Source organism: Collinsella sp. OM04-5, from assembly GCF_003439125.1.
Classification (GTDB): Bacteria; Actinomycetota; Coriobacteriia; order Coriobacteriales; family Coriobacteriaceae; genus Collinsella.
In genome coordinates this window covers 1-14,009 of record NZ_QSUU01000015.1, presented here as the reverse complement: position 1 = coordinate 14,009, position 14,009 = coordinate 1, and the positions used below count along the sequence as shown (strand labels likewise).

Sequence of the window (14,009 nt, the reverse complement as noted above, 5' to 3'; positions counted from 1 at the left end):
ATCGTCATCGCCTGCGGTGGCGGCGGCATCCCCGTCGTCCGCGACTACGAGAACAAGGGCTGCTACAAGGGCGTTCCCGCCGTCATCGACAAGGACCTGGGCGGCGAGCTGCTGGCCGAGGACTGCGACGCCGACGTTCTGTTCCTGCTGACCGCCGTTGAGCATGTCGCCATCAACTTTGGCAAGCCCAACCAGGAGGAGCTCGAGGACCTCACCGCCGACGAGGCCGAGCGCCTGGCCGACGAGGGCCAGTTCGGCAAGGGTTCCATGGAGCCCAAGGTTCGCGCCGCCATCAAGTTCGCCCGTTCCCGCAAGGGCCGCACCTGCATCATCGGCGCCCTGGACAAGGCCGCCGAGACCATGGCCGGTCTCTCCGGTACCCGCATCCACGAGTAGTCTCTACTCTGTTGCCTCTCTCGTGGGCGCCAGGCAAAGCGCCCACAAACTAGCCTCTCTTCATGAGCCCCGCAGTCCGCTCCGGCTGCGGGGCTTTTTGCTGTTGAGGTAGCTGTTCATTAGTCATTGGGGACAGACTTAAATGAGTAGCACCAATCAACTGCGGAAAGTGCATCCCAGAATGAGCGTCCAAAACGGGGCACAGTTTCCCCGGGGTCCTCTACCGGAAAATGCATCCCGGAATTATGCCGAAAAGTGGGGCACAGTTTCCCAAGCAGGCCGCTAACGGAAGGCACATCCCGTTATCGAACTCCAAAGCGGGATGCACTTTCCGAGCCGGCAGTTCCGGGCAGCCTGGGACCACTCATTTAAGTCTGTCCCCGATGAGTGGGTACTCATTTAAGTCTGTCCCCAATGAGTGTCCCCAATGACTAGTAGTAGGCCCACATGGCTTCGATTTCGTTAAGGACCTCTACGACGCCCCAGCGACGGGCGCTGCGGCTGGCCGAGTTGGGGTCGTAGACGCCAATCTGGTTGGCATCGTCGATGCCGTAGAGCACGATGTAGTGGCCTACGTTGGTAAACGTACCGGGGCGCACTGCGGCGATAACGGGCGCACCCGAGCGAAGTGCTTGGGTAATCGATTCGCAATCGTTATAGAGCTGTGTTCCGTTGAGCCCCAGCTGCCACGCACCGCCTGTCATAAACGACCACTCGGTGGCACCAGTGGGGGCGTAGTTGCCGGCTTCGGCCAGTGCGCATATATCGACCGGCGTCTTATCGGTGTGGCCGGTCTTAAAGATATAGACCATGGTGAGGCAAGTGGGGCCGCAAGCGTTTTCGCGAATAGTGCCACCGGCATAGGGCAGCTCCGACCATGCGGGGTCAATTTGGTAGATGTGGGGCATGGTGCCGGCCTGCCATTGCGAGCGTGGGGTCGAGAACGCAAAGGAGTAACCGGGCGCGACGGGAGCTTTAAGCAGCTTGTCCTCGGCAGTGGGCTCAAGACCGGCTGATCCGTGCGAGATACAGGATCCCAAAAACACAAAGACGAGGCAGGCGGCAATGGAGCAAAGCGCAAGGCGTAGACGGCGGGCTGGAAGTGCGTGGCTTGTGGTGTGCGACGCGGGGCGAGGGGCGGAATTGCCGCGATTGCGTTGAGGTGGCGAAAAGGAGCGCTTAACGTAGTGGTCGGTCGTACGGCAATCGTAGCGGCGCGGCTGCGATGTGTCGGTCTGGCGTTGGCGTGTGCTCGTGCTCACGCGGTCTGACTGCTGCGCGGTACGGCTTTGTTGCCGAGAAGAAGCCCCGGGCTGCTCTTGGGGGCGCTGCTGGTTGCCGTTGTCGGAGGTGCTTCTGGGCGTTGGCGTGGTGCGGCCGGCAAGGCGCACGCTTTGTGGCCGTTGGTCGCCGTCATTGTATCCGTATGCCATTCGAATCACCTTGCCTCATGTGTAACTTGTCTATCCTACATAAAAAGAGGCGCGACACATGGGTATGTGCGCCAAAAGCCTGACAAATGGTATGAACGTTGCCGCGCCGCGCGCCAAGCGTCACGGCAACAGGTATTCAAAAGCAGACAAGATGAAAGCGTCCAAGACGGATGACGTCTTCCGCCGTTCGTCCCAAAAACGGCGCCGCTCGTTTTGCAGTTCTGCCTTCGGTCGAGCCACAAGCGGCGCTGCTGTGCCAAGGCCGTATCTTAAAGCCACGAAATAAAAGCGCGCGGCAAAACAGACCGCGCAAGGGGTGACGCCAAAGAGGCGTCAATAAGGAAAGGAGGGGAACAATGGCGGACAAGAACGCAGAAGTTGCAGTCGAAGGTAACGGCGGCATGAAGAAAACGCTTTCGCTCTGGAACTTCTTCACCATCGGTTTCGGTGCCATCATCGGAACTGGCTGGGTTCTGCAGGTCGGCGACTGGATGGTCGTGGGCGGCGGTCCCGTTCCCGCTATGATCGCATTCCTCTTGGGTGCAATCTTTCTCGTGCCCGTCGGAGCTGTTTTCGGTGAGCTCACGGCTGCTATCCCCATCTCGGGCGGCATCGTCGAGTATGTCGATCGTAGCTTTGGCCGTACGCTGAGCTATATCACCGGTTGGCTCCTGGCCCTGGGCAACGGCATCCTGTGCCCGTGGGAGGCAATCGCTATCTCGACCCTCGTGTCCGAGATGTTCGGCAGCCTGCCCGGTCTTGAGTGGCTGCGTGCTGTCAAGCTCTATACCATCCTGGGCGCCGACGTTTACCTGTTCCCGACGCTGATCGCGCTCGGCTTTGCAGCCTACGTCATCTTCCTCAACTTCCGCGGTGCCAGCTCGGCCGCCAAGCTGCAGGCCTTCCTGACCAAGGCCCTGCTCTGCGGCATGCTGCTCGCCATGGGCGTCTCGCTGTTCACCGGCTCGCCGGACAACGCCATGCCCGTGTTCTCCCAGGTCACCGGTGCTGGCGGCGGCAAGCCTGCTACCGAGGGCACCAGCCTGTTCGCAGGCATCGTTTCGGTCCTGGTTCTGACCCCGTTCTTCTACGCCGGTTTCGACACCATTCCTCAGCAGGCTGAGGAAGCGGCCGAGGGCCTCAACTGGAACAAGTTCGGCAAGATCATCTCCCTGGCCCTGCTGGCCGCAGGCGGCTTCTACATGGTCTGCATCTACTCGTTCGGCACCATCCTCGACTGGCATGAGTTCGTTAAGAGCCCGGTTCCCGCGCTTGCCTGCCTCAAGGGCATCAACATGCTCCTGTACCTGGCCATGCTCGTCATCGCCACGCTTGGACCCATGGGCCCGATGAACTCCTTCTACGGCGCCACGAGCCGCATCATGCTCGCCATGGGCCGAAAGGGCCAGCTGCCCGAGAAGTTCGCCGAGGTCGATCCCAAGTCCGGCGCTCCCAAGCTCGCCTGCGTCGTTCTGGGCGTCATCACCGTCGTCGGTCCGTTCCTGGGCAAGAACATGCTCATCCCTCTGACCAACGTGTCGGCTCTCGCCTTCATCTTCTCCTGCGGCATGGTCGCCCTCGCTTGCCTGCGCATGCGCTTCACCGAGCCCGACCTGCCTCGTCCCTACGAGGTGCCCGGCGGCAAGTTTGGCATCAGCCTCGCTATCGTTGCCTGCGGCACCATCATTGGCCTGCTCGTGATTCCGTTCTCTCCCGCCTCCCTCAACATGGTGGAGTGGAGCATCGTGATCGGCTGGCTGGCCATTGGCCTGGCTCTTATGGCCTTCACCAATTCCCGCAAAAAGTAACGCCTAGCCGGGGCGGATCGGGTGCGCGGGATCCTCTCTTCCGCGCACCGAACCCGGCACCACTTGGGTAGTTTTGTGAGGCCTTAACCCAACACGGCCTCGCCCACTATATGGATCCATAAGGAGGAACCATGTCCACTAAGTATGCAATCGTTGGCGGCAAGCTCATCGACGGTACCGGTGCCGAGCCGGTCGAGAACTCCCTCGTTCTCGTCGACGACAGCGGCAAGATCGAGTATGCCGGTGCTATGCAGGACCTTCCCGAGGGCGTTGAGGTTATCGACGCCGCCGGCAAGACCGTCCTTCCCGGCCTGATCGACACCCACCTGCACTTCTCGGGCAACCTGACCGACGATGACACCGATTGGGTTATGCAGCCGCTCCTCGAGAAGCAGGCCGTCGCCGTCAAGCAGGCCTACGACTGCCTCACCCACGGCCTCACCACCGTCTGCGAGATCGGCCGCTTTGGTATCCAGATCCGTGACTGCATCGACAAGGGCGTCTTTAAGGGCCCGCGCGTTCTGGCCACCGGCCTGGGCTTCTGCCGCGTTGCCGGTCACGGCGACTCCCACCACTGCACCCAGGAGCTCAACAAGGAATCCCACCCCTGGGGCGACCAGGTCGATGGTCCTTGGGATCTGCGCAAGGCCGTTCGTCGTCGCCTGCGCGAGAACCCCGATGCCATCAAGATCTGGGCTACCGGTGGCGGCATCTGGCGCTGGGACTCCGGTCGCGACCAGCACTATTGCTCCGAGGAGATCCAGGCCGTGGTCGAAGAGGCAAAGATGGTCGGCATCCCCGTGTGGAGCCACTGCTACAACAACCACGCCGCTGCCTACGATTCCGTTCGCTTTGGCTGCGAGCAGCTGATTCACGGCTTCGATATCGATGAGCGCACCATGGACCTCATGGCCGAGCAGGGCACCTTCTTCACCCCGACGATCGCCTTCCTGCCCACCTGGTACGCCACCTATCCGCCCGTCTACGTCCCCGAGCTGCACGACAAGTACGAGGGCACCCTGGTCGAGAAGGAGCTGCAGCGCAACTACGACTGCCTGCGCGAGGCCAAGAAGCGCGGCGTCGTCATGACGATCGGCTCCGACTCCTTCTCCTTCGTCACCCCGTACGGCACCTGCTCCATCGAGGAGATGTACGAGTTTGTCGACAAGATCGGCTTCACCCCGGTCGAGACCATCACCTGCGCCACCCTCAACGGTGCCAAGATGTGCCACATCGAGGACGAGACCGGTTCCATCGAGGCCGGCAAGTGCGCCGACCTGCTGGTCGTCAACGGTGACGTCGCCGCCGACATCCACGTGCTCAACACCGACAACATGGACGTCATCATGAAGGACGGCTGGATCGTCGAGGCTGGCACCTTTGGCGAGGCCAACAAATACAGCGCCTAAGATACCGTTTGTCGATGGCTGGATGTAAAACACAGTTTTTGATTGCATAATGCAATGGAGAGGGTCGCTTGCGGCCCTCTTTATTGCTATGGGGTGCGTCAGTAAGAAGGAGATGACGGTGGATCTCAATAGGCTGATTCTGGGCAAGAGCTACAACTCTACCAAGGTCTTTCGTACCGCTCAGCATGTGGTTCAAGCCATCTTGCTCGGTATTGTCGTTCCGCTGCTTATCCTGCTGCTCATCTGGGATCTAACCGATAATCCCAATCCTGTTCCGGCCGTTGTCGTCATTGCCGGCTTGGTCATGCTGTGCTTCTTCTTCTCGTACGTCTTTGTCGTTCCCGATGACCTCACATCGAGCGCAACCGACCGCACGCTCGCCATCGCTTCAAAAATATTCGCCTACACGTCGCGCGGCCTTACGCCCGAAGCTGCCCTGGGCGCCTCTAAGATCATCCTGTCCGAAACTATCGCCTCTGCCATCTGCTTTACCGACGGCAAGCAGGTGTTGGCAAGCTGGGGCGAGGACTCGGCAAAATGCCCCGCGGGCACCCCGGTGGTACTGCGGACTACGCTCAACGTGATCAACAGCGGTGAGCAAAGCGTTTTCTCGCGCGATGCCTCGACCGAGACAGGTGGCTACTTTCCGCGCCTGCGCGCCGGTATCGTCGCACCACTCACCGTGCGCGGGCATTGCGTGGGCACGCTCGAGCTGTATTATCCCCGTCTGAGCAGCATCGATATGCGCCAGACGGCGCTTGCCTCGGGCTTTGCCGACCTCATTTCCACGCAGCTTGCAAGCTTTGAGCTCGAGCGCCAGGACGAGCTTACGGCCCGCGTGGAGCTGCGCGCCTTGCAATCGCAGGTCGATCCTCATTTTCTATTCAATACCATCAGCACCATCGTGTCGCTCGTACGTACCGAGCCGGACAAGGCCAGGTCGCTGCTGATCGACTTTTCCAATTACTACCGTCAGACGCTTTCTGATTCCGATACCCTCACAACGCTCGAGCACGAGGTGGAACAGGGCACTCGCTATATCAATCTTATGCAGGCTCGTTATGGCGACGGCCGTCTGCGCGTCTCGGTCGATATCGACTTTGAGGTGCGCGATTGCATGGTGCCGCCGTTTATCTTGCAGCCGTTGCTCGAAAACTGCATCAAGCACGCGCAGCGCGAGACCGAGCCGCTTTCTATTCATGTTAGGGCTTTCGAGACCGATGACGGTTTGGAGATCATCGTCGAGGACGACGGCATCGGTATGAGCGAAGAGGTCTGCGCGCATCTGTTTGAGCAACATCGCCGAGAGGAGCCCGAGAGCATTACCGCCGACAGCTCCGTCAAGCGAGGTTGCGGCCTGGCGCTCTTTAACGTGCTTCAGCGCATCCATTTCTTTTACGGAGAAGATTCCGGCATGCGCGTGAAGTCCCAGGAGGGCGTGGGAACGCAGGTCATCGTCGAGCTGAACGGCGAGCCGCATGAGCCGGCGCCGTTGACGGCGTAGCACGCGGTTGGATTGAGAGAAAAAGAGGGGAAGCACATATGTCCGAAGGCTGGAACATCTTGGTGGTTGATGACGAGCCCCCAATTAGGGCTGAGCTACGCTATCTGTTGGAAAAGGATACGCGTGTGGGCCAGATTGCCGAGGCGGGCAATGTCACCGAAGCCGTGGAGTCGATTCTGTCGAACAAGCCCGACGTGTTGTTTTTAGACATTACCATGCCCGGTCGCTCGGGAATTGAGCTTGCCGAGACGCTGCAGAACCTAAAGACGCCGCCGGTCGTGGTGTTTGTGACGGCATTTGCCGAGTATGCGGCTGATGCCTATAACCTCGATGCCGTCGATTATGTCGTCAAGCCGGTTGAGGACGCACGCCTGTCAAAGGCACTCGACAAGATCGAGGCGGCCTTGGGTGTCCGTCGTGTTATCCACGCTCCGCGCCAGCCTTTGCGTCTGACGGTGGACCGCGGGGGCAAAAAGGTGTTCATTCCCGTCGCAGACGTCTGCTACTTTGAGGCGCGCGCCGATTTTTGCAACGCCATCTGCGCCGAGGGAACGTACCTGATCAATGAGTCGATCTCTTCGCTCGAGCGTCGCTTGGACTCCGAGGGCTTTATTCGCGTTCATCGCAGCTACCTGGTCAATTTGGAAGACGTGCACAATGTTGAGATTGGCTCCACGGGGCTGATGGAGCTCAGGCTCGACCGCGCGAGTTCGACGGTGCCCGTGTCCCGCCGTCGCGCTGCCGAGGTTAAAGCACACTTGGGGCTTGCGTAGACGGTCTGCGTGCTGTCGTTTACCATCGCAGGTTTGGCATGGGCGCGCGGTGGGCATAATGGGTGGCATCGAATGAAATCGAAAGGATCATTATGCCCGCGCTTATCACCCATCATCTGTTTGGCGAGGAAAGCATCGACCGTCTTCCGCAGGGCGTCATCACGTCCGATGAAGAGCGCATTGCCTTTATCTTGGGCAACCAAGGCCCCGACCCGTTTTTCTTTCACATTCTGACACCGCGTGTTTCCGACTGCACGCTGCTGGCGCAGGTCATGCATCGCTCGCGCATGTCTCGCCAGTTCGCGTGCCTGCGCGACGGCGTGTCGCATCTGCTGCCGCGCGACGCCAGCTTGGGTCGCGCCTTTGCGCTGGGTCTGCTGTCTCATTACGTGCTCGACCGCAACGCCCACCCCTTTGTCTATGAGCAGCAGTTTGGCATCGTGGAGTCCGATTCAGAGCTTGAGGATTCGAGCAGTCAGGTCCATGCCGTGATCGAGAGCGACCTGGATGTACTGATGCTGCAGCTTAAGCGCGATGGCGCTACGGTCGACGATTACCCGCCGGCGGGCGAGATCGTCACCACCGATCGCATCAGTCGCGTGGCCGGCGTGCTGATGAGCTATGTTGCCGGACGCGTGTACGGCATTGACATTCCGGCGGGGGAGTACGGTGCTGCCGTTGCCAATATGCAGCGACTTTACCGTGCGATTGAGCCGGCCGGCTCCGTAAAGACGCGCGCGATCTCGCTGGTTGAGGGGTTGGTGCACGACTACTCGCTGCTCGACGGCCTTGCCCATCGCGTGACGACGGAGCTGCCCGAGCGCACCGGTAACCTGGGCCATCTGACATGGAAGAATCCCTTTACCGACGAGGTCTCGAACGAGAGTTTCCCCGAGGTCTTTGATCGCGCGCTGGTCGATTACGAGTGCACGGTCGCGCGTTTTATCGAGACCGGTGACATGGAGGCCGTGACCGGTCACGTCAACTACAGCGGCCGCGTGCTCGGCACCGACGAGGAGTTCGACCGCGAGGAGTAGGGTCCGCTCCTGTCTCTTTGCCGAATCCTTACCGGCGCCTCCGTGCAATTGGGGTACGATGAACTAGCTGCATATCGGGCGAATACGAAGGGTCCCTGTCCATGAAATACACCAAGCTCGAGCGTAACTGGGTCATGTACGATGTGGGAAACTCGGCCCTCGTGCTGCTCAATACCTCGGTGGTGCCCATCTACTTTAACGCCATCAATACCGGCGCTTCCTCGGCAGACCTGGTGGTCGCTTGGGGCAACGCGCAGACGATTGCCTCGCTGGTCATTGCCATGCTCATGCCCATTCTGGGCGCGCTTGCCGATTACGCCGGCAACAAGATCAAGTTCTTCTTGGGCTTCTTCCTCACGGGCCTGGTTCTTTGCCTGGCGCAGGCTATCCCAATGTCCGCCATGGCATTTTTGACTGTGTACGTGCTGTGCACCATCGGCCTCAACTCTTCTATGACGTTCTACGACGCCATGCTGCCCGACATTACCACCGACGAGCGCATGGACGTCGTGTCCAGCTCGGGCTATGCCTGGGGCTACATCGGTTCCACCGTGCCGTTCATCATCTGCCTGGCGCTTATCATGGGTGGTCCCGCTCTTGGTGTCCCCACCATGCTGGCAACGCGTCTGTCGTTTATCATCACTGGTGCCTGGTGGCTCATCTTTACCCTGCCGCTCATTCGCACCTATAAGCAAAAGTACGGTCGCGAGCGTGGTCCCGAGGACACCATCGGCCACATCGTGGGCGGTGTGTTCTCCGAGGTCGGACACACCATGCGCGAGATCGCCCACAACAAGACCGTGCTGGTCTACATGATCGCGTTCTTCTTCTATATCGACGGTGTGCACACGGTCATTTCTATGGCCACCAGTTACGGATCGGCCTTGGGCATCGATTCGACGCAGCTGGTCCTGGCGCTGCTCGTCACGCAGTTTGTTGCTTTTCCGTCTGCCATCATTTACGGCAAGCTCGCCGGACGCGTGGGCACGCTCAACATGATCCTGGTGGCGGTCGCCGCCTACATGGGGATTGTGCTGTTCGCCGCGTTCTTCCTAAAGACCGCCTTTGAATTCTGGGTGCTTGCCATTATGGTCGGCCTGTTCCAGGGCGGTGTGCAGGCGCTCAGCCGTAGCTACTTTGGCCGCATTATCCCCAAGGAAAAGTCCAACGAGTACTACGGCTTCTTTGACATCTTTGGTCGTTATGCAAGCGTTATGGGCACCTTCCTGGTGTCGGTCGTCACCTCGCTGACCGGCAACCCCTCGCTGGGCGTCCTGTCTATCGGCGTGCTGCTGGTGGTGGGCTTTATGCTGCTGGTCCGCTTGTCCCGCATGACTCGGGCGGCAGGGCATGCCGCATAGGAGCGAGCGGCTATTGTGCCTGTCCACGGTACTCTTTTGGGGTTATCCGCAATAAACATTGCGACTTGCGAGCAATGATTTGTCCAAGTGGGTATGATGGAATCAGCTAGGTCGCGGGGCGTCGCCTGTGTTTGGCGGCGTCCCGTTTTTGTGTTGCAGGGAGGGTAAGGCATGAACGCCACGGTCGTGATTCCAACGTATTGGGCGGGCGATGACGCTTGCGCAAACGCCCCTGGCACCTATGACCATTCGACGCGACTCAACGCCGACAATCCCGAACTCGACCGCTGCCTGGCCTCGCTTGAGCAAGTGTGCGACATCCCGCGCATCATCCTTTTGGTGGTCTGTCCTGTTTCTGCCACAGCCGATGTGTCGCTGCGCGTGCACGAGATTGTCGACGCGCATCCCACGCTCAAGGTCACCGTTGTCACCAACACCCAGGCCTCGCGCATCGCAGACCGGGTTGCTCAGATCGCGCCCAAGGGTTCGGGCGAGTGCGTGAGCCTGCGAGGCTACGGTGCCATCCGCAACATGGGGCTAGCCTGTGCCGCTGTGCTGGGGCATGACGCGGTTATCTTTTTGGATGACGATGAGGCTGTCATCGACGCCGACTTTATGAAGCGCGCGACCTATGCGTTGGGGCAGCAGACGCGTCAGGGCTTGCCGATCTTGGTCAAGAGCGGCTATTTCTACGATCGCGACGGCTCGCCGCTGGCTCCCACGGACAAGGCGGGCATCTGCCATCGTTGGTGGACCAAGCGCATCGAGTTCAACCGTTGGATGAAAAAGGCGCTCTCGGGCACCCGCATCTCGCGCTCCAACTACGTGTGCGGCGGCCTGATGGCCCTGCACGCCCGCGCCTTTACGCGTGTGGCCTTTGACCCGTTTATCACCCGCGGCGAGGACTTGGATTACCTCTTTAACATGCGTATGTTTGGCTACGACGTGTGGTTTGATAACGAGTGGACCGTGCGCCATCTGCCTCCGGAGTCCGAAAAGCGCTCACCGCGCTTTATGCAGGATGTATACCGTTGGTACTACGAACGGGCCAAGTTGACGTTCGCCGCGCATCAAAAGGAGCTCATCCCCGTTACGGCGGCATCGCTCATGCCCTACCCGGGCCCGTGGATTTCGCGCGAGCTCGACGACCGCGTGCGCAAGACCGCTATGGTCCGCAGCGTGTTTACCCGCGAGCATGAGGGCTACCTGCGCATCTGGCGCCATGGTATCGACGAGGCAAAGGCCTATGCGCGCCAAAACGCTGCAAGCTATCTGCGTTTCCAGAGCTTTTGGCCCAAGATCATGGACGGGCTTTGGCGTGACGCACAACTGATCAGTATCCTGGAGGGGGCCGAATGATCGACCGCCGCGCCCAGCGCGATAGTTCAATATCAATCTTTCGCATCATTGCCGTTGCCTGCGCCATTTGCGTGCTGGTGTACTTTATTTTTGCCTTGGTGACCGGTATCGAGCCGATCGCCACGGTGATTGCCTGCGCGCTGCTGTGCATCTTTCTGTGCATCTTTATCTTTTTGACGCTCAATCCCGATTCGGTGCGCTCCCAGTACACCGAGGAGACGCTCTCGGTGGCCTCGGCCATGCTCGAGGACATTAAGGGCGGTCTGACGCAGGAGTCGGCGCGTTTGGTGTGCCGGCGCATTTTGCCCGAGACGCGCGCCATGACGGTGGCCATCACCGACGAGGGCAACGTGCTTGCCTGCGCGGGCGAGTTTGAGGAAAAACTGCTGCCCGATACTCCCATCCACACGCTTGCCACACGCTACGTTATCGAACATGGCATCGTGCAGTCGTTCAACCGTATGGTGGATGTCGTGGGCTCGGACGGCTCGCACAACCAAGTCCCCGCCGGCATTATCGCCCCCATCAAGGTGGGCGATCGTACCGTCGGTACGCTCAAGTTCTACTACAAGACCCCGCGCGCCGTCGACCGTACCCAGTACGCGCTTGCCTCGGGCTTTGCCGAGATCTTGTCCACACAGCTCGCCATCCACGAGCTCGAGGTGCAAAAGGAGCTCACGGCGCGCGCCGAGGTGCGTGCGCTGCAGGCGCAGATTAACCCGCACTTCCTGTTCAACACGCTGAACACCATTGCATCGTTTACGCGCACCGACCCGCTGCGGGCCCGCGAACTGCTTCGTGAGTTCTCATCGTTCTATCGTGCCACGCTCGACAACTCGGGATCGCTTATTCCGGTCTCGCGCGAGGTCGCACAGACCAAGCGCTACCTTACCTTTGAGAAGGCCCGCTTTGGCGAGGACCGCGTGCTTGCGACGTTCGATGTGTCCGAGGACGTGGAAGATACGCTGGTGCCGGCGTTCGTGATCCAGCCGATTGTCGAGAACGCCGTACGTCATGGTATGGGCGATGACGACGCCCTGAGGATCGACGTGACCGTTCACCAAGACGGCGAGGATGCAATCTTGATTGCCGTGGCCGATAATGGCGTGGGCATGGATGAGGGTACCGCCGCCAGACTGTTTGACGAGCGCTCTGCCCGTCCCGACGCCAGCTCTCCCCAGGGTGGCGGCGCCGGTGTGGCCATGCACAATATTTCGGAGCGCATCCATCGCTTTTATGGGCCGCACTCCTATACGCGTGTCGAATCGGCGCCGGGCAAGGGCACCAAAGTGCTTCTTCATCTTGATTTGTCAGAGAGCATCTTTGACATTCAAGAGTAAAATAAAAGGCTACGGGCTCAACGTCATGCGACGGATGCCCGGCGTAGTTAGTTGACGAAAGGTTTTATCCCTATGCTGCGTGCGATGATTGTGGATGATGAGGCGCCGGCTCGCTCGGAGCTTCGCTTCCTGCTCGAGCAAACGGGCAAGATCGGCACGATCACGGAGGCGTCGAGCGTCCGCTCCGCCATCGAGATGCTTATGGAAAGTCGCGTGGATGTCGTGTTTCTCGATATCTCGATGCCCGGTGCCTCGGGCCTGCAACTTGCCGAGGCGCTGCATAAGCTCAAAAATCCGCCGGCGATCGTGTTTGTGACTGCGTATAGCGACCATGCGGTCGAGGCATTCGACGTCGATGCCGTCGATTATCTGATGAAGCCTGTCGAGGAAGCTCGCTTGGATCGCGCGATCGAGAAGGTCATGCAACGCGCCAAGCCGGTTACGGACAGCAAAGTGACCATCGAGCGTATCCCGGTGGAAAAGGGCGGCCGCAAGGTGCTCATTCCCGTGGACGACATCCGCTTTATCATGGCCAAGGACGATTACTCCTGCATCTATACCGTCGATGATCGCTTTTTGTCGACGACCTCGCTGGCGCAGTTTGAGGCCAAGCTCTGCGACTTTGGCTTCTTCCGTGTTCACCGCCGCTATATCGTCAACTTGGCGTGCGTTACGGACGTCGAGACGGTGCCCTCGGGCGCCATCCAGCTGGGCATTACGGGCGTCGACGAACGCGTGCCGGTTTCGCGCCGCCGCGTCGTGCCGCTCAAGAAGGCCTTGAGTCTCTAGCGCACTGGCCCCGCAGCCCTGTAGACCCATCGTCTGCGGAGCCGTGGGGCCTTTTTTGTATGTATCTGCCGAATCGTTTTTTGCGGAAGGGATCCCATGAACAGTGCAAGCGCCAAGCGTATCGACATCATCTCGGACACCCACGGCTATTTATCGCCTGCGCTCTTGGATGAGCTTGAGGGCGCAGACCTGATCATCCACGCCGGCGACCTCACGTCAGAGATGGACTACGAGCACCTATGCACCATCGCCCCCGTGCGGGCCGTACTGGGCAACAACGATTACTACCGCGACTACGGCCCCGATGTAGACCGTCTTGCGCTCTTTACCTACGAAGGCCTCAAATTCGCCGTAGCCCACTACCGCGAAGACCTTCCGGTGGGATCCGTAGACGTAGCCATCAACGGTCACACCCACGTAACCAAAGAAGCCCAAGTGGGCCGCTGCCTAGTCCTCAACCCGGGCAGCGCCAGCTATCCCAGAGGCACCCGAGGCCCCACCATGGCCAGAATGCTAGTAAAAGACGGCAAGATCCTAAGCACCAAGTTTATTGACCTAGACTAACCGCAACAAAAACGGGGGATGCAGATTGCATCTCCCGTTTTTTATGAGCCAAAGGCCGAGCTTCAACAAAAACCTTAGACAACCCCGCCGCGGAGAACGGGGTCGCCGAGCCGCGAAGCGGCGAGCAACAACAACGGCTCGAACAATGTGACGGCAGGGAGGGTCTCCGGGGCCGGCGGGCGCGGGTTAAGTTTGTCGCGAGTTCCGCACGCAAAGGAAAGCACTTAATGTGCTTT

At 59.9% G+C, this 14,009-nt stretch carries 11 protein-coding genes and 1 pseudogene; 11 read left to right on the top strand and 1 reads right to left on the bottom strand.

The window, feature by feature from the left end; genetic code table 11:
- Positions 1 to 396: pseudogene (locus tag DXB53_RS08865) on the top strand (carbamate kinase); the annotation flags it as partial.
- 431 nt (positions 397 to 827) lie between these two features.
- On the opposite strand, the gene DXB53_RS10145 reads toward DXB53_RS08865, so the two are convergent.
- Positions 828 to 1,829 carry a C39 family peptidase gene (locus DXB53_RS10145; RefSeq protein WP_233503860.1) on the bottom strand — a complete coding sequence of 334 codons (1,002 nt, stop codon included), beginning with the start codon at positions 1,827 to 1,829 and terminating at the stop codon, positions 828 to 830.
- A gap of 356 nt (positions 1,830 to 2,185) precedes the next feature.
- Between DXB53_RS10145 and DXB53_RS08855 the strand changes: the two genes are divergently transcribed.
- The 10 genes from DXB53_RS08855 (at position 2,186) to DXB53_RS08810 (ending at position 13,773) form a co-directional block, all read left to right on the top strand.
- The gene (locus DXB53_RS08855) at positions 2,186 to 3,637 is read left to right on the top strand and encodes an APC family permease (RefSeq protein WP_117584178.1); all 1,452 of its coding nucleotides are present in this window, start codon (positions 2,186 to 2,188) and stop codon (positions 3,635 to 3,637) included.
- Positions 3,638 to 3,768: 131 nt separating this feature from the next.
- On the top strand, positions 3,769 to 5,046 hold the full coding sequence (locus tag DXB53_RS08850) for an amidohydrolase family protein (RefSeq protein WP_117584177.1): 1,278 nt from the start codon (positions 3,769 to 3,771) through the stop codon (positions 5,044 to 5,046).
- Between the two features lie 112 nt (positions 5,047 to 5,158).
- Positions 5,159 to 6,550 (top strand): sensor histidine kinase, encoded by a 1,392-nt coding sequence (locus DXB53_RS08845; RefSeq protein ID WP_233503859.1) that lies wholly within the window; start codon positions 5,159 to 5,161, stop codon positions 6,548 to 6,550.
- 38 nt (positions 6,551 to 6,588) lie between these two features.
- Complete coding sequence (locus DXB53_RS08840; RefSeq protein ID WP_117584175.1) at positions 6,589 to 7,323, top strand: LytTR family DNA-binding domain-containing protein; 735 nt, start codon at positions 6,589 to 6,591, stop codon at positions 7,321 to 7,323.
- A gap of 92 nt (positions 7,324 to 7,415) precedes the next feature.
- Positions 7,416 to 8,360 carry a zinc dependent phospholipase C family protein gene (locus tag DXB53_RS08835; protein WP_117584174.1) on the top strand — a complete coding sequence of 315 codons (945 nt, stop codon included), beginning with the start codon at positions 7,416 to 7,418 and terminating at the stop codon, positions 8,358 to 8,360.
- A 101-nt stretch (positions 8,361 to 8,461) separates the two neighbouring features.
- A complete protein-coding gene (locus DXB53_RS08830; protein WP_117584173.1) occupies positions 8,462 to 9,721 on the top strand; it encodes an MFS transporter in 1,260 nt (419 codons plus the stop codon).
- Positions 9,722 to 9,892: 171 nt separating this feature from the next.
- Entirely contained in the window at positions 9,893 to 11,080 is a 1,188-nt protein-coding gene (locus DXB53_RS08825) for a glycosyltransferase (protein WP_117584172.1), read from the top strand.
- Positions 11,077 to 12,420 (top strand): histidine kinase, encoded by a 1,344-nt coding sequence (locus DXB53_RS08820; protein WP_117584171.1) that lies wholly within the window; start codon positions 11,077 to 11,079, stop codon positions 12,418 to 12,420. The genes DXB53_RS08825 and DXB53_RS08820 overlap by 4 nt, the downstream gene beginning before the upstream one ends.
- Positions 12,421 to 12,492: 72 nt before the next feature.
- Positions 12,493 to 13,209 carry a LytTR family DNA-binding domain-containing protein gene (locus DXB53_RS08815; RefSeq protein WP_006235156.1) on the top strand — a complete coding sequence of 239 codons (717 nt, stop codon included), beginning with the start codon at positions 12,493 to 12,495 and terminating at the stop codon, positions 13,207 to 13,209.
- Between the two features lie 96 nt (positions 13,210 to 13,305).
- A complete protein-coding gene (locus DXB53_RS08810) occupies positions 13,306 to 13,773 on the top strand; it encodes a YfcE family phosphodiesterase (protein ID WP_117584170.1) in 468 nt (155 codons plus the stop codon).
- Positions 13,774 to 14,009: the final 236 nt, after the last annotated feature.

Excerpts from the sequence above, each read along its gene's own strand:
- DXB53_RS10145 (WP_233503860.1), bottom strand. The coding sequence starts at position 1,829 with ATGGCATACGGATACAATGACGGCGACCAACGGCCACAAAGCGTGCGC.
- DXB53_RS08855 (WP_117584178.1), top strand. The coding sequence starts at position 2,186 with ATGGCGGACAAGAACGCAGAAGTTGCAGTCGAAGGTAACGGCGGCATG.
- DXB53_RS08850 (WP_117584177.1), top strand. The coding sequence starts at position 3,769 with ATGTCCACTAAGTATGCAATCGTTGGCGGCAAGCTCATCGACGGTACC.
- DXB53_RS08845 (WP_233503859.1), top strand. The coding sequence starts at position 5,159 with ATGACGGTGGATCTCAATAGGCTGATTCTGGGCAAGAGCTACAACTCT.
- DXB53_RS08840 (WP_117584175.1), top strand. The coding sequence starts at position 6,589 with ATGTCCGAAGGCTGGAACATCTTGGTGGTTGATGACGAGCCCCCAATT.
- DXB53_RS08835 (WP_117584174.1), top strand. The coding sequence starts at position 7,416 with ATGCCCGCGCTTATCACCCATCATCTGTTTGGCGAGGAAAGCATCGAC.
- DXB53_RS08830 (WP_117584173.1), top strand. The coding sequence starts at position 8,462 with ATGAAATACACCAAGCTCGAGCGTAACTGGGTCATGTACGATGTGGGA.
- DXB53_RS08825 (WP_117584172.1), top strand. The coding sequence starts at position 9,893 with ATGAACGCCACGGTCGTGATTCCAACGTATTGGGCGGGCGATGACGCT.
- DXB53_RS08820 (WP_117584171.1), top strand. The coding sequence starts at position 11,077 with ATGATCGACCGCCGCGCCCAGCGCGATAGTTCAATATCAATCTTTCGC.
- DXB53_RS08815 (WP_006235156.1), top strand. The coding sequence starts at position 12,493 with ATGCTGCGTGCGATGATTGTGGATGATGAGGCGCCGGCTCGCTCGGAG.
- DXB53_RS08810 (WP_117584170.1), top strand. The coding sequence starts at position 13,306 with ATGAACAGTGCAAGCGCCAAGCGTATCGACATCATCTCGGACACCCAC.